This window comes from Streptomyces sp. NPDC048295, from assembly GCF_040652135.1.
Lineage (GTDB): Bacteria > Actinomycetota > Actinomycetes > Streptomycetales > Streptomycetaceae > Streptomyces.
Genome location: NZ_JBEZLL010000015.1, coordinates 46,244 through 68,187 on the forward strand (window position 1 = coordinate 46,244; position 21,944 = coordinate 68,187).

The window sequence follows — 21,944 nt, forward strand, 5'->3', positions numbered from 1 at the left end:
CTCCTACTTCCCGAAGCCGAAGGAGTCGGCGCCCTGGACCTTGCTGCGGAGCCGCTTGCCCTTCTCCGTCGCCTGGTCGTTCAGCTCCTGCTGGAACTCCCGCATCCGGGCCAGCAGCTCGCCGTCATGGGCGGCGAGGATGCGGGCGGCGAGCAGGCCCGCGTTGCGCGCGCCGCCGACCGAGACGGTCGCGACCGGCACGCCGGCGGGCATCTGCACGATGGAGAGCAGGCTGTCCATGCCGTCGAGGTACTTCAGCGGGACCGGCACACCGATGACGGGCAGCGGGGTGACGGAGGCGAGCATGCCGGGCAGGTGGGCGGCGCCGCCCGCGCCCGCGATGATCGCCTTGAGGCCGCGGTCCGCCGCGTGCTCGCCGTACGCGATCATCTCGCGCGGCATGCGGTGGGCGGAGACGACATCGATCTCGTACGGGATCTCGAACTCGCCGAGGGCCTTGGCCGCCGCTTCCATGACGGGCCAGTCGGAGTCCGAGCCCATGACGATGCCGACGAGCGGCGCGGCGGTGCCGGGGGAAGTCATTCGGTGATCGTTCCTCGCAGGTAGTCGGCCGCGTGCCGGGCGCGCTCCCGCACGTCCGCCAGGTCGTCGCCGTAGGTGTTGACGTGTCCGACCTTGCGGCCGGGCTTCACGTCCTTGCCGTACATGTGGATCTTGAGCTGCGGGTCGCGGGCCATGCAGTGCAGGTACCCCTGGTACATGTCCGGGTAGTCGCCGCCGAGGACGTTGGACATGACCGTCCAGGTGGCGCGCGGGCGCGGGTCGCCGAGCGGCAGGTCGAGCACGGCGCGGACGTGGTTGGCGAACTGCGAGGTGATCGCGCCGTCCTGCGTCCAGTGGCCGGAGTTGTGCGGGCGCATGGCCAGCTCGTTGACGAGGATGCGTCCGTCGCGGGTCTCGAAGAGCTCGACCGCGAGGTGGCCGACGACACCGAGCTCGGAGGCGATGCGCAGGGCCAGCTGCTGTGCCTCGCCGGCGAGCCGCTCGTCCAGCTCGGGGGCCGGGGCGATCACGGTGTCGCAGACCCCGTCGACCTGGATCGACTCGACGACCGGGTAGGCGACGGCCTGGCCGTGCGGCGAGCGGACGATGTTGGCCGCCAGCTCCCGTACGAAGTCGACCTTCTCCTCGGCCAGGACCGCGACGCCGGCCCGGAAGGGCTCCGCCGCGTCCGCCTCGGAGCGGACCACCCAGACACCCTTGCCGTCGTACCCGCCGCGGACCGTCTTCAGGACGACGGGGAAGCCCCCGGTCTCCTCCGCGAAGGCGGCGACATCGGCCGGGTCCTTCACTATGCGGTGGCGGGGGCAGGGCGCGCCGATCTCGGTGAGCTTCGCGCGCATCACCCCCTTGTCCTGGGCGTGCACCAGCGCATCGGGGCCCGGGCGCACGGGGATGCCGTCCGCCTCCAGGGCCCGCAGGTGCTCGGTCGGTACGTGCTCGTGATCGAAGGTGATCACGTCACAGCCGCGCGCGAAGGCACGCAGCGTGTCCAGGTCGCGATAGTCGCCGACGACGACTTCGCTCACCACCTGGGCCGCCGAGTCCTGGGGGGTGTCGCTGAGGAGCTTGAACTTGATGCCGAGGGGGATGCCCGCCTCGTGGGTCATACGGGCGAGCTGACCGCCGCCGACCATGCCGACTACCGGGAACGTCACTCCTCCAGGGTATCCGCCGCCCCGGGGAGCTCCCGACGACGCCCTCCGGCCGCCCCTGCGGCGGCCGTGTCACAGCATCGCCACACCACTCACCCCATCCACGGGCGGCGCGAGGACGGGCTGGTTAGCATGACCGGGTTGACGTAACCGACAGACGGGCTGAGCGATCACCATGAGCGAACGGGGCGCACTGCGGGCGCGGCTGGAGCTGCTGGCCCGGGAAGTCGCCAAGTTCGGCGTGGTCGGCGCGGTCGGCCTGGTGGTCAACATCGTGGTGTCCAACCTGCTCTGGCGCTACACGGACATCCCGACGGTGCGGGCCGGCCTGCTGGCCACCCTCGTCGCCATCCTCGGCAACTACATCGGCTTCCGCTACTGGACCTACCGGGACCGCGACAAGAGCGGCCGGACCCGCGAGCTGACGCTGTTCCTGCTGTTCAGCGCGGTGGGCGCGGTCATCGAGACCGGTGTGCTGTACACGGCGACGTACGGCTTCGGCTGGAACACCCCGGTCCAGAGCAATGTCTTCAAGATCCTCGGGATCGGCATCGCGACGCTCTTCCGCTTCTGGTCCTACCGGACGTGGGTGTTCAAGGCGCTGCCCGTCGAGAAGCCGGAGAAGCCCGTGCCGGCCGCCGGACCCCCAGTGACCGGTGGGACCGGTGGGGCTGAGGGGTTTCTGAAGCAGGGGCGCACGGAGCCGGTGCCGCGGGTCGGGGCGGATTCCGTACGGCGATAGCGGGCGTCTTCCGCCGCTCGCCGTTCACCGCACCGGGCGTTCCGGTTCCTGCCTCTTCAGGGCCACCCGGCTGAGGAACAGGGCGAAGACCGCGGGCTGCTGCTGGAGCAGTTCGAGGCGGCCGCCGTCCGCCTCCGCGAGGTCCCTGGCCACCGCGAGGCCGATGCCGGTGGAATTGCGGCCGCTGATCGTCCGCTCGAAGATCCGGGCGCCCAGATCGGGCGGAACCCCGGGGCCCTCGTCCGTGACCTCGATGACCGCCTGGTTGCCGGTGACCCGGGTGCGCAGCGCGACCGTACCGCCGCCGTGCATCAGTGAGTTCTCGATCAGCGCGGCCAGCACCTGGGCCACCGCGCCCGGCGTGCCGACGGCCCGCAGCCCCTGCTTGCCGGAGCGGACGATGGCGCGGCCCGCGCTCCGGTAGGCGGGGCGCCACTCCTCGATCTGCTGCTTGACCACCTCGTCGAGGTCGAAGACGACGGCGGAGCCGGTACGCGGATCACGGGCGTTGGTCAGCAGCCGTTCCACCACGTCGGTGAGCCGCTCGACCTGGGTGAGGGCGATGTTCGCCTCCTCCTTCACCGTGTCCGGGTCGTCGGTGACCGAGATCTCCTCGATGCGCATGGAGAGCGCGGTGAGCGGCGTACGGAGCTGGTGGGAGGCGTCGGCGGCCAGCCTGCGTTCCGCGGTCAGCATCCGGGCGATCCGTTCGGCGGAGGCGTCCAGGACGTCGGCGACCCGGTCCAGCTCCGGCACCCCGTACCGCTTGTGGCGCGGGCGCGGGTCGCCGGAGCCCAGGCGCTCGGCGGTCTCGGCCAGGTCGGTCAGCGGCGAGGTCAGCTTGTTGGCCTGGCGCACGGCCAGCAGCACGGCGGAGACGATGGCCAGCAGCGCCACCGCGCCGATGATCATCAGGGTGCGTCCGACCTCGCGGGTGACCGCGGAGCTGGATTCCTCGACGGTGACCTGCTCGCCGCGCTCCCCCTCGGCGGTGCTTCTGATCACACTGCCGGAGGGGCGCTTGCCGACTTCGAGCGGAGGCCGGCCGGGGATCTTGATCAGGGCGTAGCGCTTGCTGGTGATCTGCTGGGAGAGCAGCGCGGAGGTGATCCGCTCGTCCTCCAGCAGCCGGCTCTCGACGACGCTGATCAGCCGCAGCGCCTCGGAGTCGACGCTCTCCTGGGCGCTGTTGCTGATGGTGCGGGTCTCGACGATGACCAGGGAGACACCGAAGACGGCGATCACCACGAGCACCACGGCGAGCGTGGAGTTGATCAGTCTGCGGCGCATGGATGCCCGTTCTCAGCTCTTCTCGGAACGTCGGTTCCTCTGGAACGTCGGTCCTTCTCGGAACGTCGGCTCTTCTGGAACGTCGGCCCCCTCGGAACGAGCGTCAGCTCTTCTCGAAGCGGAAGCCGACGCCCCGTACGGTCGCGATGTAGCGGGGGTTGGCGGCGTCGTCACCGAGCTTCTTGCGGAGCCAGGAGATGTGCATGTCGAGGGTCTTCGTCGACGACCACCAGGTGGTGTCCCAGACCTCGCGCATCAGCTGGTCGCGGGTGACGACCCGGCCGGCGTCGCGGACCAGGACCCGCAGCAGGTCGAACTCCTTGGCGGTGAGCTGGAGTTCCTCCTCGCCCATCCAGGCGCGGTGCGACTCGACGTCGATCCGGACGCCGTGCGTCGCGGGCTGCGGCGCGGGCTCGGTGGCGCCGCGGCGCAGCAGGGCGCGGACCCGGGCGAGCAGTTCGGCGAGGCGGAAGGGCTTGGTGACGTAGTCGTCGGCACCCGCGTCGAGGCCGACGACGGTGTCCACCTCGTCGGCACGGGCGGTCAGCACCAGGATCGGCACGGTGTGACCCTCGGCACGGAGCCTGCGGGCAACTTCGAGGCCGTCCATCCCGGGCAGACCCAGGTCGAGTACGACCAGGTCGATCCCGCCCTGGAGGCCGGCGTCGAGTGCGGTCGGACCGTCTTCGCGGACCTCGACCTCGTAACCCTCCCGACGCAGGGCACGGGCCAGCGGCTCCGAGATGGATGCATCGTCCTCGGCGAGCAGTACACGGGTCATGGAGTGATGGTAGTCCGCGCGGAGCGGATGCCGTGAGGTGATCCAAAAGCCCTGCGGGTCTGCGAAATAAACGGGTGACCGCCTTTGAATATGGGGATTCGGTTCCATTAAAACCTGTGATCCATCTCTCAAGTCCATTCATATCGGGCTCTGTCGTGGCGTATGGTGGCTCGACGCCTGTTGCACTACTCAAGGACCCTTGGGCAGCTTTTAGCGCCAAGGGTCTCTTTTGTTGGCCGACTGGTACCCGCCAGTCGCAAATTCAGTGAATGACCTGTGGCCGGGCCCGGAGCGCGAGGATGCGCACCGGGCGTGGATCCCGACACGGTCCGTCCCCGTCCCCCACGGCCGGCTCCTCGGTGAGTCCGGCGAGCGGGGCGAATCCCCTCTCGGGCGTGAGGGGTGGGGCGTCCCCCGTGCCGGTGCCGGCCTCCCCCCACCGGGCGCATCACGCTCACAAGGCGTCGCGTCCCGAGCACACAAGGATCGACCATGGCGTCCAGCCTGACGAAGGACCCGGCCAGTACTTCTGGATCCGCGAAGACCTTCTTCGGCCACCCCCGCGGCCTGGCCACTCTCTTCATGACCGAGATGTGGGAGCGCTTCAGCTTCTACGGGATGCGGGCCCTGCTTCCGCTGTACCTGGTCTCCAATTCCGGCCTGCACATGAACGCGGCCACGGCCACCGCGATCTACTCGATCTACATGGCGATGGTGTACCTGCTCGCCATGCCCGGCGGCTGGTTCGGCGACCGGGTCTGGGGGCCGCGCAAGACGGTCACCATCTCGGCCGCGATCATCATGCTGGGCCACCTGACGCTCGCGCTGCCCGGCTCCGGCACCTTCTTCGCCGGCCTGGCACTGGTCGCGCTCGGCTCCGGGCTGCTGAAGGCCAACATCTCCACGATGGTCGGCCACCTCTACAACGGCCCGGACGACCCGCGTCGCGACGGTGGCTTCACCGTCTTCTACATGGGCATCAACCTCGGTGCCTTCGCCGCGCCGCTGATCATCGGCACGATCGGCGAGAAGGTGAACTGGCACCTCGGCTTCGCCATCGCCGCGGTCGGCATGGCGCTCGGTCTGGCCCAGTTCCTCATCGGTACGCGCCACCTCAGCGCGCGCAGCAGCGTCGTCCCGAAGCCGCTGTCGGCCGAGGAGCGCCGTACGACCCTGCGCAAGGGTCTGCTGTGGCTGATAGTGGCCGTCGTCTTCTACGGCGTCCTCGTCGCCACCGACGTCTACACGCTGAACTGGGCGCTCGTCCCGATCACCGTCGCCGGTCTGCTCATCCCGGTCGCGGTGCTGGTGCGGATCAAGCGGGACCGGGACCTCTCGAAGACCGAGCAGTCGAAGATGTCCGGCTACATCTGGTTCTTCGTCGCCGCGGCCGTGTTCTGGATGATCTACGACCAGGGCGGCTCGACGCTGTCGCTCTTCGGTGAGTCCTCCACCACCAACAGTCTGTTCGGTCTGAACTTCCCGACCTCCTGGTACCAGTCGGTCAACCCGGTCTTCATCATGGCGCTGGCTCCGGTCGTCGCCTGGATATGGCTGGCGCTGAACCGGCGCGGCAAGGAGCCGAGCACGGTCGTCAAGTTCGGCTCGGGGCTCTTCCTGGTCGGTGTCTCCTTCCTCGTCTTCATGCTGCCGCTGACCATGACGACGGACGGCGAGAAGGTCAGCCCGATGTGGCTGGTGTCGATCTACTTCCTGCAGACCGTCGGTGAGCTCTGCCTCTCCCCGGTCGGCCTGTCGGTCACCACGAAGATGGCGCCCGCGAAGTACGGCAGCCAGATGATGGGTGTCTGGTTCCTCGCGGTCACCGCGGGCGACTGCACCACCAGCCTGCTGTCGCTTGCGGGTGTCGACCTGAACAAGACCGGGATGGTGGGCCTGGAGGCGGCGCTCGCGATCGTGGCGGCGTTCTCGATCTGGATGTACCGCAAGAAGGTCAGCCTGCTCATGGGCGATGTGCGCTGACGCGCCGATGTGCTGACGCACTGATGTGCTGCTGACGCACTGATCGCGCTCTGCTCCGTCGTACACAGGGGCCGCCGCACCGTCGACCGGTGCGGCGGCCCCTGTGCCGTTGTCGCTGCTGTCACGGGCCTGTGCCGTTGCTACGGCTGTCGCGGCCCTCGTGGCCCCGGCTGCGACTGTCGCGGCCCTTGTGGTCCCGTTGCCACGGCTGTGGCGGCCCCTTGTGCCGTGGTCACGGGAGCCGGCTCACCTGGTGCCGCGCAGCCTGCGCCACGGGGTGAAGGTGAACACCGCGCCGCCGAGCAGGATCGCCGTGCCCGCGACCAGGCCGAGGGCGCGCAGGGTGCCGGTGTCCTCGGCCCCGGTGGCGGCCAGTCCGCCGCCGGAGGCCGTGCCGCCGGCCGCGGAGCCCGCGCCCGTGGAACCCGTGGTGGCGGAGCCGGAGGCGCCGCCCTGCTGGGCGGTGGTGTCGAGCTCCAGCGACGGGGTCACCGAGCCCTTGACCTTGCACGGGATGTTGATCTTCGAGGCGCCCAGGGTGACGTCGATCGTCAGGGTGCCGGGGCTGAGCGTGGACTTGCCGGAGGCGCCCGGCTTGTAGGTGCCGGTCATGTCGGACAGGTCGACCGGCTTGCCCTGCTCCAGCGGTTCGGCGTTGGCCGGGCCGGTGACCTTCACCGAGCCCTTGTCGGCGCCGCCCAGGGTGATGTCCATGGACGGCTTCAGCGCGCCGGCCGGCAGCGCGGCCGGGCTGTCCATCACGCCCTTGGCCGTCTTGACCGTGAGGGCGTAGCTGCCGCCGCTCTTCTTGGCGTTGATCGTCACCTTGGAGGAGATGTCGGCCGGTCCCGGGGACGTACAGGCGAAGTGGACCGCGACCTCCTTGCCGGGGAAGTCGGTCTGTCCGCTGCCGCCGCCGGAGCCCGAGGTCGAGGAGCCGGAGTCGCCGCCGCCCGTCGTCGTACCGCCCGCGGTGGTGGAGCCGGAGGTCGTGCCGCCGGCGGTGGTGGAGCCCGAGGTCGAGCCGGAGGTCGTACCGCCCGCGGTCGTCGAACCGCTCGTCGTACCGCCCGTGGTGGATCCGCCGCCGTCCGTGACCTTGATGGTCGCGCCCGGCTGCACGGCCGCCTTCGGGGTGCACTTGGTGTCCGTGGAGATCGGCTTGGAGACGTTGATGCTGTACGCGTCCGGCGTCAGCGTGATCTCACCGGCCTTCTCCAGCTTCAGCGTGCCCTTCATGTCGGGCAGCACCATGGCGCTGTTCTTGGGGATCGGCGGGTTCTGCCGCGGCCCTTCCATCTGCACGGTGCCCGTGGCGGCGCCGCCCACCTTGAGGGTGCCGGTCGGCTTGACCGTGTCCTTGTCCAGGTCGAGCACATCGGGGTTCTTGGAAGCGGCCTGGACCGTCTTCCACACCACCTCGACGGTGTCCCCGACCTTCGCCTCGGCGGGCGCGGTCAGCTGCACCACGGTGGTGCCCTGCACGGCCGGCAGCCCCGAGATGGGCGGCGGAATGCACTCCGTCGCGTACGAGACGTCGGCGGCCTGGGCCGGACTCGCGGCCAGCAGCAAGCCCGCGCCGCCGAGCATCATCGCGACTCCCGCCGCGACCGTCCTGCGTTGCGTACTCACGAATGTCCCTTCGTCGTCGGTCTGTTCTCTGACGGTGCGGAATCGGGTGTGAACCACGGCAGCACGGCCGTGGTGCCGGCCGGGCCGTCGGTGGACGCGGCCGTGGGGTCCCCGGCGGGCCCCGGTGCACGGCGCGGCTTCGGGGTCCTCGCGGGCCCACCGGCCCCGCGCCGGGGGCGGCGGCGTCCGGCGCGGCCCGGGGCGCGCGAGGCGCGGGGCCGTACCTTGTCGACGACCGCCATGCCGATCCGGAACACGGCGGCCGGTACGACGAGGCACAGCAGGATCCAGAAGAGCGTGACGCCCCAGGGGCGGCCGACCCCCCACGGCTGTTCGGCCAGCACCTTGCCGCCGTACTTGAGCGAGACCTGGTAGTCGCCGTGGGCCCCCGCCGTCAGTTCGACCGGGAGCTCGATCTGCGCCTTGCGGCCGGAGGCGATGGTGCCGCGCCACTGCCGCTCCTCCCACTGCGGGGCGAAGACGCCGTGCGCGGTGCCGATCTCGAAGACCGGGTCCTTGACGGGGTCGGAGCCGAGGTTGCCCACGGTGAAGACCAGTTGCCGGGCGGGCGGGGCACCGAACCAGGTGAGGATCCCGCTGTCGCCCTCCAGCCGGGTGGTGGCGAGCACCGCGAGCCTGCCGCCCCCGGTCTCCTTCGGCAGCGCGGCAATCGGGTGGCCCGCGACGACGAACACGGCGTCGGCGGTGGCCTGTTCGCCGGTGACGGTGGCGACATGCACCACGCAGGGGCAGGGTACGGGCGGTTCGGCGACCGGCATCTTCTTGCGGAAGGCGCCCTTGGCATCGGTCGTGACCGCCCGGCCCTCGGCGTTGGCGCAGGAGTTCGTGCCGCCGATCACACCGCGGTCGGTCGTGGCGCGCCCGCAGATCAGCATCATCAGCAGTGCCTTCGGGCGCCAGCCGCTGCCCTTCACGGTGATCTCGCCGCCCTTGCCCGCCTGCTGCTTGGAGAGGGTGACCCCGGGCTTCGCGTCCGCGGCCCGCGCGACCGCCGCTTCGGCCCGGGTCGCGGTGAGCGCCGGCGGGGCGGACAGCAGCGCTGCGAGCAGCGCGACGAACAGCGCGGCGGCCCACCGGTGGTGGGCGCTGCGGGGTGCTGCCGGTCCGGCCTGTCCAGTCACGATTCCGCTCCCGCCTTCGCCAAGTGCCTGCTCCCGGAATGCTGTCGTTCGCCCGGTGACCGTCCGGGCCGTTCCTCGTCGTCCGGCCGCCGGTGGTGCGCCCGCCTGCGCCGGAGGGCGTACGCGCCCGCGCCGGCGGCGACCGTGACGAGAAGCGCGCCGGCGGTCAGCGGTGCCCACGGGACGAAGACCGCGCGGGCCGTCGCCTCGCCGTACGCGCCGCCCGCCGCCGTGACACGCAGCCGTACGGTCGCCGAGTCGAGCGCGGGGACGTCCCGCCACGGCTCGGTGAGCCTGATCCGCTGTCCGGGCCGCACCCGTACCGGCAGGGTGCGGGCCTCGCGTCGCAGCAGCGTCCCGAACACCCCGTCGGCCCGGACGGCGATCCGCGGCGCGAGAACCGCGTTGCCCCGGTTGACCAGCGTGTAGTGGATGGTCCGCCCGGACACGGTGACGTCCTCGACGGTGAGCGCGGCCAGCGTCGGCCCGCCGACCCGGAGCCGGACCTGTACGTCCACCGAGCGGCCGCCGCCGCGCACGACGATCGCGCCGGAGTGGTCGCCGGGCGTCGCACCGGCCGGCACCGTGACGGTGAACGGCACGTCGGCCCGGGTGCGGGCCGGGACGGTCACCTCGGTGGCGGCGGTCCGCAGCCAGCGCCCGGTCCCGGTCGCGCCCTTGCCCCCGGTGCCGTCGGCGCCGCTCAGCCGCACGGTGACCGGGGACCGGCCCGGGTTGGTGACGGAGAGCCGGTCCTGCAGAACCGTGCCGGGCGGGCCCTCCAGATAGAAGTACGGTCTGCCGCCCGTGCCGGAACCGCTCACCGCGGGCCGCGCCGTCCACGCGACGGCGCCCGGGTGCGGGGCGGGCCCTGTCGCGGCGGCGGCCACCGGTGTCATGGCGAGGGCGCACAGCAGTACGGCAAGGGCGAGTCGGGCGGCGTGACCGGTGGGCGACGGCATGGGCGGCTCCCTGGTGCGTGACGGCGGCGGCTGGGTCCGGCAACGCCTATCGGCCCACGGCCCCCTGCCCGCGCCTGGTCAGCCAGAGCACCCCGGCCGCACCGGTCAGCAGCACCGTGCCGCCCAGCGTGCCGAGCGCGACGGCCGAGTCGAGCGGGCCGGTCTTCGGCAGCTGCCCGCCACTGTCGTCCGGGGTGGTCTGCGGGTTGCCCGCGGCCGTCACGTCGAGCTGGAGCGACGGGCCCGGGTTGTTGGAGGGAGTGCACGTCGTGGTCGTACCGAGCGCCTTGATGGTGAGCACCCCGGCGGTGAAGTCGACCTTGCCGCTCTTCTTCGGGGTGTACGTACCCGACAGGTCACTGATCTTGATGGGGGTGTTGGCGGGTATCGCGGCGGAGTTCGGCGGGCCGGAGACCTGGAGCTGGCCCGGGTCGGCGCCGCCCACCTTGATGACCGCACTGGGGTTCATCGCCCCCTTGCCGAGTTCGACGGGGCTGGAGGAGACACCCTTCTGGAAGGACATCGTGAGCCGGTAACCGCCACCGCTCTTGACGCTCTTGATGTCGATGGGAGACACGGCGCTCTTGTCGCCGATCGGGGTCTTGCACTTGTAGTCGACGTCCACGACCGTGGCGTGGGCGGCGGGCGCGGCCATCAGCACCACCGTGCCCGCCAGCGCGGACGCCAGCGCGAGAGCTGTTCGCTTCTGGTAGGACACCTGAGTTCCCCTCATGCCGGAAGTCGCCGCGCGCCGGTGCTGACCGACGCAAGTTACTGACGACACATCAGATCGGGCGCTCAAGGTACGCCCGGCGCCCTGTGGAGGGAAGACAAAGAGCGCGCCGATCCGGCGCGCTCCTCGGTGGTGCGAACGGCGGGGCGATACGCCCCCAGGGTCGGGCCCCGCGCCTACGCGGGGGCGGCCAGCTCCGCCCAGACGGTCTTCCCGGACCGGCCGGGCACCCGCAGGACGCCCCAGTCCAGGCAGAGCCGCTGCACGATGAACATGCCGTGCCCGCCGGGCCGCCCGGCCCGGTGCGGGGTGCGCGGAGCGGGCTGTCCCGCGCCCGAGTCGACGACCTCCACCCGCAGCACCTTCGCCGTGCAGGCGATGCGCATCTCCTCGGGGCCGTCGGCATGCAGACAGGCGTTGGTGACCAGCTCGGAGACGACCAGCAGGACGTCCTCGGCGGCGGCCCGGCCGTCGGCGCTCGTCGCGGGGAGCCAGCCCCATGCATGAAGCGCCTGGCGGGCGAAGTCGCGGGCGGTCGGCACGACGCCGGCGACGTCCCGCAGCGCCAGGGTGCGCCACTGCCACTCGGCCGGCTCGGGGGCGGGCGCGCCGGTGCCCGCGTCCACGCCGGCGCCCTGCGGCTCCCGGCCGAGGCCGCCCGGCGGATGCTGCCGGGTGGTGCTCATCAGCGCTTCACCTCACCGATTCACCATGTCGCCGTCGAAACATTTCGACAGTTGCAGTTACAGATACAGAGTGTGCGGGGCGCCCATGGCTCCGCCGGATGTCTTCTGCCCGGCCGAATCGCGACAACACCCACTTCGTCCGCGCGGTTCGCGTGACACGGGCAACACATGGGGCGCCCGGGGCCGCGACGCGCGCCGCGGTCACGTGTCCAGGGCCGCTTCGAGGGAGTCGTGGACGGTGAAGACCGCCTCGGCCCCGGTGATCTCGAAGACCCTCGCCACCACCGGCAGCATCCCGGCCAAATGGACCCCTCCCCCGGCCGCCTCCGCCTTCAGGCGGGCACCGAGCAGCACATTGAGCCCGGTGGAATCACAGAATTCGAGGCCCGAGCAGTCGACCACCAGGCGCACCCGCCCCTGCTCGACCGCGTGCTCCAGGGGCTCCCGCAGGAGATCCGCCGTGTGGTGGTCCAGCTCACCCACCGGCGTCACGACCTCGCTGCGCCCTTCGGTCCGGACGTCGACCTGAAGCCGACCCCGGTTCGCACTGCCGACCGTCCCGCGGTCCATGCCCGTCCCTCTTCGCCGTTCGTCACTGCCTGCGCCTCAGCGTGCGCAGATGCGTATGTGCTGTCTCTGACGTTCTTGAAACATTACGCGGTCTGTGCGCCACGCGATACCCGAAGACCTCAACAAACCGGACATATAGCATCAATTGGCGCTTGTAACTGCCTGTCCGGAGCGGGTAAGGGTAGGGGGACACCCAAAACACGACCGGCTTCGGAGGCGCCGCTTCACCGCAGGAACACGTATGGGCATCGGCAGCCATATGCCGAGAACGATGGAGGAGACCATGTCGCCCCGGCTCGACGGAACGCGTCCCCACAACGCGACGTCAGCATGTCCTGAGGGACTGACCCACTCAGACTCCCCTGCCGCGACCGCCGATGACGGCGCCCGCAGCAGCACCCGCACCACCAGCAGCATCAGCACCACCAGCAGCACCAGTGACACCGGCCGCATCGGTGGCCACGACCGCATCGGCGCCGACGACCACGGCGCGAGCAACGGTCTCGAAGGACTTCCCGAGATCCCGCCCTTCGACGAGGTGGGACCGCTGGACGCCAGGGCGTTGTCGAAGACGCTCTTCGCACGGCTCGAATCCCTCGAAGAGGGCACCCACGAGTACGCGTACGTCCGCAATACGCTCGTCGAACTGAACCTGGCGCTGGTCAGGTTCGCCGCCTCCCGGTTCCGCTCCCGCAGCGAGCCGATGGAGGACATCGTCCAGGTCGGCACCATCGGCCTGATCAAGGCGATCGACCGTTTCGAGCTCAGCCGGGGCGTGGAGTTCCCCACGTTCGCGATGCCGACCATCGTCGGCGAGATAAAGCGCTTCTTCCGCGACACCAGCTGGTCCGTGCGCGTCCCGCGCCGTCTGCAGGAGCTGCGGCTCGACCTGGCCAAGGCGGGCGACGAGCTCGCCCAGCGACTGGACCGCTCACCCACCGTGGGCGAGCTCGCCGACCGCCTCGGCATCACCCACGACGAGGTCGTCGAGGGCATGGCCGCGAGCAACGCGTACACCGCGAGCTCGCTGGACGCCAAGCCCGAGGAGGACGACAGCGAGGGAGCGCTGGCGGACCGCATCGGCTACGAGGACCACGGACTCGAAGGCATCGAGTACGTGGAGTCCCTGAAGCCGCTGATCGCCTCGCTGCCGCGCCGCGACCGAAAGATCCTCTCGCTCCGGTTCGTCGCCAACATGACGCAGTCGGAGATCGGTGAGGAGCTGGGCATCTCCCAGATGCATGTGTCGCGGCTGCTCTCCCGGACGCTGATCAAGCTGCGCAAGGGCCTGACGCTGGAGGAGTGAACGGGCAGGCGCCGCAACGGCACGGAAGGACCCGCCCCGGCAACGGGCGGGTCCTTCCGCATCTGTGACGCCCGGTCACGGACCCGGGCGGCGCCGGGCTGCGCCGTGGCTGCTCGGACGACGCGCTCGCATCGCTCCGGGTTGGATGCTGGGACGTCGCGTTCGCCGCGCTGCCGGAACGGCGGCTCGGACAACGCGTTCGCCACGTTGCCGAATTGGCTGCTCGGACAACGCGCTCGCCACGTTGCCGGATTGGCTGCTCGGACGACGCGCTCGCCGCGCTGCCGGAGTGGCGGGCTCAGACGACGCGTTCGCCGCGCTGCCAGACCGCGTGGACCAGCGGCACACCCGGCCGGTAGGCGAGGTGGACATGGCTGGGCGCGTCGAGGAGCACCAGGTCGGCGCGGGCGCCGGGGGCGATGCGTCCGATGTCCGTACGGCGCAGGGCCGCGGCGCCGCCCGCGGTGGCGGACCAGAGGGCCTCGTCCGGCGTCATGCCCATGTCCCGTACGGCGAGGGCGATGCAGAAGGGCATGGAGGACGTGAACGACGAGCCCGGGTTGCAGTCGGTCGAGAGCGCGACGGTGGCGCCCGCGTCGAGGATGCGGCGGGCGTCGGGCCAGGTGGCGCGGGTGGAGAACTCGGCGCCGGGGAGCAGGGTGGCGACCGTGCTGCCCTGGGCCAGGGCGTCGACGTCGGCGTCGGTGAGGTGGGTGCAGTGGTCGGCCGACGCGGCGTCGAGCTCGACGGCGAGCTGGACGCCGGGGCCGTGGCCGAGCTGGTTGGCGTGGACGCGGGGGTGCAGGCCCTTGGCGATGCCCGCGGTCAGGATCGCGCGGGCCTGGTCGCCGTCGAAGGCGCCCTTCTCGCAGAAGACGTCGATCCAGCGGGCGTACGGGGCACAGGCGTCGAGCATCGCCCCGGTGACCAGGTCGACGTAGCCGGCCGGGTCGTCGGCGTAGTCCGGGGAGACGATGTGGGCGCCGAGGTAGGTGACCTCCTCGGTGTGCCGGGCGGCGATGCGCAGGGCGCGGGCCTCGTCCTCGACGGTGAGGCCGTAGCCGGACTTGGTCTCGAAGGTGGTGGTGCCCTGGCGCAGCGCCTCGGCGAGGTAGCGGGCGACGTTGGCGTCGAGTTCCTCGTCGGTGGCGGCGCGGGTGGCGGCGACGGTGGTCCGGATGCCGCCCGCGCTGTAGGCGCGGCCGGACATCCGTGCGTTGAACTCCTCGGTGCGGTCGCCCGCGAACACCAGGTGGGAGTGGGAGTCGACGAAGCCGGGGATCATCGCCCGGCCGCCCGCGTCGACGGCGTTGTCAGTGGCGGGTGCTTTGCTTGATTCACCGGTCCAGACGACCCGGTCGCCCTCGATGACGACGGCCGCGTCCTGGATGGGACCCAGGGGGGAATCCGCGCACAGGGAGGGGTCGTTGGTGACCAGACTGGCGATGTTGGTGATGGCGGTCGTCGTCATCGGGGTGCTGCTCTCCTTGCGGGAATCCGGTCTCAGCCGTGCAGGGCGGCGATGGCCGAGGCGAGTGCTGCGGGTACGTCCTCGACGAGTGCGTGCCGCCCGTCGCGGACGATGTGCCGTCCTGCGACGACCGTGTGCCGCACATCGGCCGCGGAGGCGGCGAATACGACCGCTTCGGCGGCGAGTCTGGGCACCGGTCCCGCTGTTCTGACGGAGTCCAGGGCGACGGTCGCCAGATCGGCGGGCGCGCCGGGTTCGATGATGCCCGCCTCAGGCCGGCCGAGCGCCGCGTGGCCGTCGACGGTCGCGGCGCGCAGCAGGGCGGCCGCCGTCCAGTGACCGCGTGCCCGGGTGCGCAGGCGCTCGTCGAGCTCCATCGCGCGGGCCTCCTCGAAGAGGTCGATCACGGCGTGGCTGTCGCTGCCGAGGGAGAGCGGCGAGCCTGCGCGCTGGAGGGCGACGGCGGGGCCGATCCCGTCGGCGAGGTCGCGTTCGGTGGTGGGGCACATACAGGTGCCGGTCGCCGAGGAGCCGAGGAGCGCGATGTCCTCGTCGGTGAGGTGGGTGTTGTGGATGCCGGTGGTGCGCGGGCCGAGGACCCCGTGGTCGGCGAGGAGCCGGGTGGGGGTGCAGCCGTGGGTGGCGAGGCAGGCGTCGTTCTCCGCGGTCTGCTCGGAGAGGTGGACATGGAGCGGGGCCTGCCGCTCCTCGGCCCAGGCGGCCACGGTGGCGAGCTGCGCGGCGGGCACGGCGCGTACGGAGTGGACGGCCGCGCCGATCAGTGCGTGGTCGCCGCCCTTGAGGAGGGAGGCGCGTTCGGCCCAGGCGTCCGCGGTGGTGTCGGAGAAGCGCAGCTGGTGCCGGTCGGGCTGCTGGTACTGGGTGGGGCGCTTGCCGAATCCGGCGGAGAGGTAGGCGGTGTCCAGCAGCGTGATCCGGATGCCGGCCTCGCCGGCCGCCGCGATCAGGGCCTCGCCCATCGCGTTCGGGTTGTCGTACGGGGTGCCGCCCGGTGCGTGGTGCAGATAGTGGAATTCGCCGACCGCGGTGATGCCGGCCAGCGCCATCTCGGCGTACACGGCGCGGGCGAGGTCGTAGTACGAGTCGGGGGTGAGCCGGGCGGCGACCTGGTACATGGTCTCGCGCCAGGTCCAGAAGGTGCCGGAGCCGACCTGGACGGTGGAGCGCAGGGCGCGGTGGAAGGCGTGCGAATGGGTGTTGGCGAGCCCGGGAACGGTGAGTCCGTGCAGCACGGTGGCGCCCGGCGGCGGGGTGGCGACGCCGGTGCGGACGCCCGCGATCAGCCCGCCGGAGACGTCCAGGGCGACGCCCGGCTCGACATGGGTGCCGAGCCAGGCGTGGGAGAGCCAGTACGTCGTGGTGGCGGGCCTGGGGCCGTTCGTTGTCAGCTGCACGCGAGACCTTCCAGTACGTCGGCGAGTGCGATCACCCCGGCCACGCAGTCGTCCTCGCCCGCGTGCTCGGCCGGCGAGTGCGAGATCCCGGTGGGGTTCCGTACGAACAGCATGGCGGTGGGGACCGAAGCGGACAAAATACCCGCGTCGTGTCCGGCGCCGGTGCCGAGGACGGGTACGGCACGGCCGGCGTCGTCCCGGCCCGCGAGGATCTTGCCGAGTTCGTCGCGCAGGGCGTGCTCGAACTCGACGACGGGCGTGAAGGACTCCCGTACGACGTCGAGGTCGATCCCGGCGCGCTCGGCGTGTTCCCTGGCGGCCCGTTCGATGCCGGTGACCACGGCGTCCAGGCGCTCCTGGTCGGCGGCGCGGGAGTCGAGCCAGCCACGGACGAGGGAGGGGATGGCGTTGACGCCGTTCGGCTCGACGGAGATCTTGCCGAAGGTGGCGAGGGCCCCGGCGAGCTCCGCCTCGCGGCGGGCGGCGAGCACGGTCTCGGCGTACGTGAGCATCGGGTCGCGGCGGTCGGCGAGGCGGGTGGTGCCCGCGTGGTTGGCCTCGCCCCGGAAGTCGAACCGCCAGCGTCCGTGCGGCCAGATCGCGGAGGCGATACCGACCGGGTCACCGGTGAGGTCGAGGGCCCGCCCCTGTTCGACGTGGAGCTCGACGAACGCGCCGATGCGGGCGAGCCGTTGGGGGTCCGGGCCGATGGCGTCGGGGTCGTATCCGGCCGCCTCCATGGCCTGCGGCAGCGTGATGCCGTCGCCGTCGCGGAGCCGGTGGGCGGCCTCCACGGTCAGCTGTCCGGCGGCGAGCCGGGAGCCCACGCAGGCGAGCCCGAAGCGGGCCCCCTCCTCGTCGCCGAAGTTACTGATGGCCAGCGGCCGGATGAACTCCGCTCCCCTGCGGCGGAGTTCGTCGAGCGCGGCGAAGGAGGAGACCACACCGAGCGGCCCGTCGAAGGCACCGCCGTCCGGCACGGAGTCGAGATGCGATCCGGTCACGACGGCGTCCCCGGCGAGGGGGTCGCCGAGCCAGGCCCACTGGTTGCCGTTCCGGTCGGCCTCGTAGGTGAGCCCGCGCGCCTCGGCCTGCGCCCGGAACCAGGCGCGGCAGTCGGCGTCGGCCGCGGTCCAGGCGTAGCGGCGGTAGCCCCCGCTGTCCTGGTGCCGGCCGACCGGCAGGAGCTCCCGCCACATGGCCTGGAACGAGGACGGGCCGCCGGCGGCCGGGGCCGTACCCCCGGCCACGGCTCCGGTCCCGGCCCTGGTGCCGTCCCCGGTCGGAAGGCTCACTGCCCGTCCTCGGTCATCGGCACGCGCACGCCCTTGTCCGAGGCGACCGACTCCGCGATGTCGTACCCGGCGTCGACGTGCCGGATGACGCCCATGCCCGGGTCGTTGGTGAGCACCCGGCGGATCTTCTCGCCGGCCAGCTTCGTACCGTCCGCGACGGTCACCTGCCCGGCGTGGATGGAGCGCCCCATTCCGACACCGCCGCCGTGGTGGATGGAGACCCAGGAGGCCCCGGAGGCCACGTTGACCATGGCGTTCAGCAGCGGCCAGTCGGCGATCGCGTCGGATCCGTCGAGCATGGCCTCGGTCTCCCGGTACGGGGAGGCCACGGAGCCGCAGTCCAGGTGGTCGCGCCCGATGGCCAGCGGCGCGGCCAGCTCACCGCTCGCCACCATGTCGTTGAACCGCTCACCGGCCCGGTCGCGCTCGCCGTAGCCGAGCCAGCAGATCCGGGCGGGCAGTCCCTGGAAGTGGACGCGTTCGCCGGCCATCTTGATCCACCGGTGCAGCGACTCGTTCTCGGGGAAGAGTTCGAGCATCGCCTTGTCGGTCTTGTGGATGTCGGACGCCTCACCGGAGAGCGCGGCCCAGCGGAACGGGCCCTTGCCCTCGCAGAAGAGCGGCCGGATGTAGGCGGGCACGAAGCCCGGGAAGTCGAAGGCCCGGTCGTAGCCCGCGAGCCGGGCCTCGCCGCGGATGGAGTTGCCGTAGTCGAAGACCTCGGCCCCGGCGTCCATGAAGCCGACCATCGCCTCGACATGCTTGGCCATCGACTCCCGGGCACGCTGTGTGAAGTCGGCCGGCTTCTCGGCGGCGTACGAGGCCATGTCGTCGAAGCCGACCCCGAGCGGGAGGTACGACAGCGGGTCGTGGGCGCTGGTCTGGTCGGTGACGATGTCGATCGGGGCGCCCTCGGCGAGCATCCGGGGCAGCAGCTCCGCCGCGTTGCCGAGCAGCCCGATGGAGAGCGGCCTGCGGGCGTCCCGCGCCTCGGTGGCCAGCTGGAGCGCGTGCTCCAGGGAGTCGGCGCGCACGTCCAGGTAGCGGTGCTCGATCCGGCGCTCGATGGCGCGCGGGTCGCAGTCGATACAGATCGCGACGCCGTCGTTCATGGTCACGGCGAGCGGCTGGGCGCCGCCCATGCCGCCGAGTCCGGCGGTCAGCGTGATCGTGCCGGCCAGGGTGCCGCCGAACTTCTTCGCCGCGACGGCGGCGAAGGTCTCGTAGGTGCCCTGAAGGATGCCCTGCGTACCGATGTAGATCCACGATCCGGCGGTCATCTGGCCGTACATGGTGAGCCCGAGCGCCTCCAGGCGGCGGAACTCCTCCCAGTTCGCCCAGTCGCCGACCAGGTTGGAGTTGGCGATCAGGACGCGCGGCGCCCACTCGTGGGTCTGCATGACGCCGACCGGGCGGCCGGACTGGACGAGCATCGTCTCGTCCTGCTTGAGCGTCCGCAGCGTGCGCACCATCGCGTCGAAGGAGCGCCAGTCGCGGGCAGCCTTGCCGGTGCCGCCGTAGACGACGAGCTTGTCGGGGTGCTCGGCGACCTCGGGGTCGAGGTTGTTCTGCAGCATGCGCAGGGCGGCCTCCTGCTGCCATCCCAGGGCGCTCAGTTCCGTACCGCGCGGTGCCCGTACGGGGCGGGGTCCTGACATGGCGGTGCCTCCTCGCGACTGTAAGCCTTCTATTCACATCCTGTAGGCCTGAATACTCGTAGTCAACAGCTCCGCGCCGTCGCATGGGGGCAATGACTCGCGCCCGCCCGCGCACGACGTCGCCCGGGTGCTCCTGCCGCGCGCCCTCCACGCACCTCCGCGCACCTCCGTACGCTCCGGCATGTGCCACCGGGAAGTGCCCGAACCCTCTCCGGGGGCAAGCACGTTGCGTAGCCTCGTGGTCACACGGACACCGCACGCCGAGCCGGGCCGGGAGGGGCGTCCGCGCGCCCTCGGCAGCTCAGCCCCGCCGGCTCTCACCCACCTTGGGAGGACCCTGTGATCCGAGCACTCAGACTGCGCGCCGGGACGAAACAGCCGATGGAGCCCGGGCCCCGGACGCGGGACGTCCTGGCCGAACTCCAGCGATTACGGACCGGGGTCCCGCTCCTGTCCGGCGCCCTGGTCGCCGGTACGGACGGGATCGTCCTGGCCCATGACACCCCGGACGTGGAGCCCGATACGGTCGCCGCGCTGACCGCGACGGCCCTCGGCGTCGCGGTCCGGATGACGGAGGCGACCGGCCGGGGCGACTTCGACGGACTTCTCGTTCAGGGCGGGTCCGGCCGCGTCGCCTCGTACGCCGCAGGCCCCTCGGCCGTCCTCACCCTGCTCGCCGACGACCGGATCGACATCGACACCCTCCACTCCGAGGGCCGCCGGTCGGCCGCCCGCATCGGCGAGCTGCTCGACCCCGCCCCGCACGGTTCCGCCTCTGCGGCGCCCTCGGCCCCCTCCGCCCGGCATCGGCCCCCGCAGCCCGGCCCGCTGCCGCCCCGCCCCTGACGACCGGGGCCGACAGGCGGACTCAGCGCCTGCGCCGCGCCCCGCCGGGCGCGGCGTCACCCGCCACCGGACCGGTCGACCGGTACCCCTTCACCTGCTTGCCCGCGGGCCGGCCGCGCTCCACCCAGTCGGTCCGCACCCAGTACAGGGCGTCGTCCCGCTGCTCGCGCCGCCCGATCCGGACGGCCTTGATCCAGAGCCCGGCGCCCGCCCCGGCGAGCACCATCCCACCGGCCCCGGGCAGCAGGACCGCGCTCGCCACCGCCACGAGGAACGCCCCGAGCAGCCACCACCGGTGCCCCCGACGCCAGTTGCGTACGGTCACGGCGCGGTCCTGGAGGAAGTCGGAGCGCCCGGCGCGGGTGGCGCCCCCGGCCAGCTCCGCGTACCTGCGGCTCCGGACGAGCGCCACCACGGCGGCGGTGATCAGGAACAGCGCGGCCCCGGACAGCAGGCCGATCCGGCGCCCGGTGAACCCCGGCACCAGCGCGCCGATCGCCGCGGCCAGCAGCCCCGGCCACCACAGCGGTGCGGCCCCGGCCCGTACGATCACGGCCACTCTCGCCAACGGCTGCGCTCCGCGCCCCACGTCCGTACCCCTCTCCGCAGCTCCTCGTGAGCCTTTCCGGCCCGGAGATTAGTGGCCGTAGATGAGCGGTGCCTGAGAATCGGCGAAGTACGGGAAGCAGCGCGGCCCAAGGACCGCCGCCCCGCCGCACCGTCCCCGTCCGTCACTCCACGAACAGCCCCCGCGCCGCAGCCCTGGCGTCGAACTCCTCCAGCCGCGCCTGCGCGTCGGGCAGACCGTCGCACATCGCCTCCAGCAGCACCCGGCCCAGCAGCATGGGCGCGCACGCCGTGTCGAAGGCGAGCCCGGTACCGACGGCGGCCGGGATCAGCAGATCGCTGTACTTGGCGACGGGCGCGAACGCGGAGTCCGCCACCGACACCACGGCCAGCCCCTGTTCCTGCGCATAGGCGAGGGCGTCCACGACCTCCTTCGGGTGCCGGGGCAGCGCGAAGCAGATCAGTGCGGAGGCGCCCGACCGCCGCGCGGCGTCGATCCGGTCGCGCAGCATGCTGCCGCCCTCGTCGAGCACCCGGACATCGGGGTGGACCTTGGCCGCGAAGTACCCGAAGCCGCGCGCCTGCGAGGAGGCGGCCCGCAGACCCAGCACCGGCAGCGGGCGCGAGGCCGCCAGCAGCCTGCCCGCCCGCTCGACCGGCCCGGGGTCGGCGAGCAGTTCCGCCAGATGCCGCAGGTTCTCGATCTCGCCGAGCACCGCCTGCTGGTACTCGTTGTACGCGTCGTCCCCGCCCGCCGGCTCGGACCCGGCCGGGGCGACCTCCCGCAGGTGCTTGCGGAGCGCCGGATAGCCGTCGAAGCCGAGCGCCACGGCGAAGCGGGTGACGGACGGCTGGCTGACCCCGGCGAGCTCGGCCAGCTCCACGCTCGACAGGAACGGCACATCCCCCGCCCTGCGCACCATCGAGTGCGCGATGCGCCGCTGGGTGGGTGTGAGCCGGCGCCCCTCGAAGAGCTGCTGCAACCGCGCGGCCGGGCTGCTCCCGCTCATGCTGTCCCCTCGGTAGATCCGGCGCACCATCATCCGGCGCCGACAAATCCATTCAGCCAGCAAGGCGTCTGCATGTCCATATGCAGCCGAGGCGCGGGCCGGGTCCGGGGGCGGCGCCGGGGGTGCGGGCCGGGTCCGGGGCGGCGTCGGGTCCTCGGGCGCCGCCCCCATGTCAGCCG

General features: G+C 71.9%; 20 protein-coding genes. 4 read left to right on the forward strand and 16 right to left on the reverse strand.

Features of this window, described 5'->3' with window-relative positions:
* Positions 1-3: 3 nt before the first annotated feature.
* Together purE and AB0D53_RS22460 are read right to left on the reverse strand one after the other, a co-directional pair.
* Positions 4-543: a 5-(carboxyamino)imidazole ribonucleotide mutase gene (gene purE, locus AB0D53_RS22455; RefSeq protein ID WP_362449275.1), complete on the reverse strand. Its 540-nt coding sequence runs from the start codon at positions 541-543 to the stop codon at positions 4-6.
* Positions 540-1,679 (reverse strand): 5-(carboxyamino)imidazole ribonucleotide synthase, encoded by a 1,140-nt coding sequence (locus AB0D53_RS22460; protein ID WP_362449277.1) that lies wholly within the window; start codon positions 1,677-1,679, stop codon positions 540-542. The genes purE and AB0D53_RS22460 overlap by 4 nt, the downstream gene beginning before the upstream one ends.
* A gap of 172 nt (positions 1,680-1,851) precedes the next feature.
* On the opposite strand from AB0D53_RS22460, the gene AB0D53_RS22465 reads away from it, so the two are divergent.
* Positions 1,852-2,418, forward strand: a complete 567-nt coding sequence (locus AB0D53_RS22465) for a GtrA family protein (protein ID WP_362449279.1) — start codon at positions 1,852-1,854, stop codon at positions 2,416-2,418.
* A gap of 24 nt (positions 2,419-2,442) precedes the next feature.
* Here AB0D53_RS22465 and AB0D53_RS22470 read toward each other — a convergent pair whose 3' ends face one another.
* Complete coding sequence (locus AB0D53_RS22470) at positions 2,443-3,708, reverse strand: ATP-binding protein (protein WP_329815269.1); 1,266 nt, start codon at positions 3,706-3,708, stop codon at positions 2,443-2,445.
* A gap of 103 nt (positions 3,709-3,811) precedes the next feature.
* On the reverse strand, positions 3,812-4,489 hold the full coding sequence (locus tag AB0D53_RS22475) for a response regulator transcription factor (RefSeq protein WP_072488330.1): 678 nt from the start codon (positions 4,487-4,489) through the stop codon (positions 3,812-3,814).
* Between the two features lie 492 nt (positions 4,490-4,981).
* Here AB0D53_RS22475 and AB0D53_RS22480 point away from each other — a divergent pair, with 492 nt between their 5' ends.
* The gene (locus tag AB0D53_RS22480) at positions 4,982-6,472 is read left to right on the forward strand and encodes an oligopeptide:H+ symporter (protein WP_362449281.1); all 1,491 of its coding nucleotides are present in this window, start codon (positions 4,982-4,984) and stop codon (positions 6,470-6,472) included.
* Between the two features lie 246 nt (positions 6,473-6,718).
* Here AB0D53_RS22480 and AB0D53_RS22485 read toward each other — a convergent pair whose 3' ends face one another.
* The 6 genes from AB0D53_RS22485 to AB0D53_RS22510 form a co-directional block, all read right to left on the reverse strand.
* A complete protein-coding gene (locus tag AB0D53_RS22485) occupies positions 6,719-8,062 on the reverse strand; it encodes a hypothetical protein (RefSeq protein ID WP_362449506.1) in 1,344 nt (447 codons plus the stop codon).
* A gap of 38 nt (positions 8,063-8,100) precedes the next feature.
* On the reverse strand, positions 8,101-9,162 hold the full coding sequence (locus AB0D53_RS22490; protein ID WP_362449508.1) for a hypothetical protein: 1,062 nt from the start codon (positions 9,160-9,162) through the stop codon (positions 8,101-8,103).
* Positions 9,163-9,242: 80 nt separating this feature from the next.
* A complete protein-coding gene (locus AB0D53_RS22495; RefSeq protein ID WP_362449283.1) occupies positions 9,243-10,208 on the reverse strand; it encodes a hypothetical protein in 966 nt (321 codons plus the stop codon).
* A 46-nt stretch (positions 10,209-10,254) separates the two neighbouring features.
* A complete protein-coding gene (locus tag AB0D53_RS22500; protein ID WP_362449510.1) occupies positions 10,255-10,926 on the reverse strand; it encodes a peptidase in 672 nt (223 codons plus the stop codon).
* Positions 10,927-11,117: 191 nt separating this feature from the next.
* Positions 11,118-11,627, reverse strand: coding sequence for an ATP-binding protein (locus AB0D53_RS22505; RefSeq protein ID WP_362449285.1), 510 nt, complete (start codon positions 11,625-11,627; stop codon positions 11,118-11,120).
* 201 nt (positions 11,628-11,828) lie between these two features.
* Complete coding sequence (locus AB0D53_RS22510; RefSeq protein ID WP_362449287.1) at positions 11,829-12,197, reverse strand: STAS domain-containing protein; 369 nt, start codon at positions 12,195-12,197, stop codon at positions 11,829-11,831.
* A gap of 283 nt (positions 12,198-12,480) precedes the next feature.
* Here AB0D53_RS22510 and AB0D53_RS22515 point away from each other — a divergent pair, with 283 nt between their 5' ends.
* On the forward strand, positions 12,481-13,503 hold the full coding sequence (locus AB0D53_RS22515) for an RNA polymerase sigma factor SigF (RefSeq protein WP_362449512.1): 1,023 nt from the start codon (positions 12,481-12,483) through the stop codon (positions 13,501-13,503).
* Between the two features lie 298 nt (positions 13,504-13,801).
* On the opposite strand, the gene hutI is transcribed toward AB0D53_RS22515, so the two are convergent.
* The 4 genes from hutI to hutU all read right to left on the reverse strand — a co-directional run bounded on the left by hutI (position 13,802) and on the right by hutU (position 19,342).
* Entirely contained in the window at positions 13,802-14,974 is a 1,173-nt protein-coding gene (gene hutI / locus AB0D53_RS22520) for an imidazolonepropionase (protein ID WP_362449289.1), read from the reverse strand.
* A 32-nt stretch (positions 14,975-15,006) separates the two neighbouring features.
* Complete coding sequence (locus tag AB0D53_RS22525; RefSeq protein ID WP_362449291.1) at positions 15,007-16,389, reverse strand: formimidoylglutamate deiminase; 1,383 nt, start codon at positions 16,387-16,389, stop codon at positions 15,007-15,009.
* Positions 16,380-17,588, reverse strand: coding sequence for an allantoate amidohydrolase (locus AB0D53_RS22530; protein ID WP_362449514.1), 1,209 nt, complete (start codon positions 17,586-17,588; stop codon positions 16,380-16,382). Before AB0D53_RS22530 ends, AB0D53_RS22525 begins: the two co-directional genes overlap by 10 nt.
* Positions 17,589-17,680: 92 nt before the next feature.
* Complete coding sequence (gene hutU, locus AB0D53_RS22535; protein ID WP_329815261.1) at positions 17,681-19,342, reverse strand: urocanate hydratase; 1,662 nt, start codon at positions 19,340-19,342, stop codon at positions 17,681-17,683.
* 381 nt (positions 19,343-19,723) lie between these two features.
* Here hutU and AB0D53_RS22540 point away from each other — a divergent pair, with 381 nt between their 5' ends.
* Positions 19,724-20,188: a roadblock/LC7 domain-containing protein gene (locus AB0D53_RS22540; protein ID WP_362449516.1), complete on the forward strand. Its 465-nt coding sequence runs from the start codon at positions 19,724-19,726 to the stop codon at positions 20,186-20,188.
* Positions 20,189-20,210: 22 nt separating this feature from the next.
* Here AB0D53_RS22540 and AB0D53_RS22545 read toward each other — a convergent pair whose 3' ends face one another.
* Both AB0D53_RS22545 and AB0D53_RS22550 read right to left on the reverse strand, forming a co-directional pair.
* Positions 20,211-20,747 carry a hypothetical protein gene (locus AB0D53_RS22545; protein ID WP_362449293.1) on the reverse strand — a complete coding sequence of 179 codons (537 nt, stop codon included), beginning with the start codon at positions 20,745-20,747 and terminating at the stop codon, positions 20,211-20,213.
* A gap of 172 nt (positions 20,748-20,919) precedes the next feature.
* On the reverse strand, positions 20,920-21,765 hold the full coding sequence (locus tag AB0D53_RS22550) for a MurR/RpiR family transcriptional regulator (protein ID WP_362449295.1): 846 nt from the start codon (positions 21,763-21,765) through the stop codon (positions 20,920-20,922).
* Positions 21,766-21,944 lie beyond the last annotated feature (179 nt).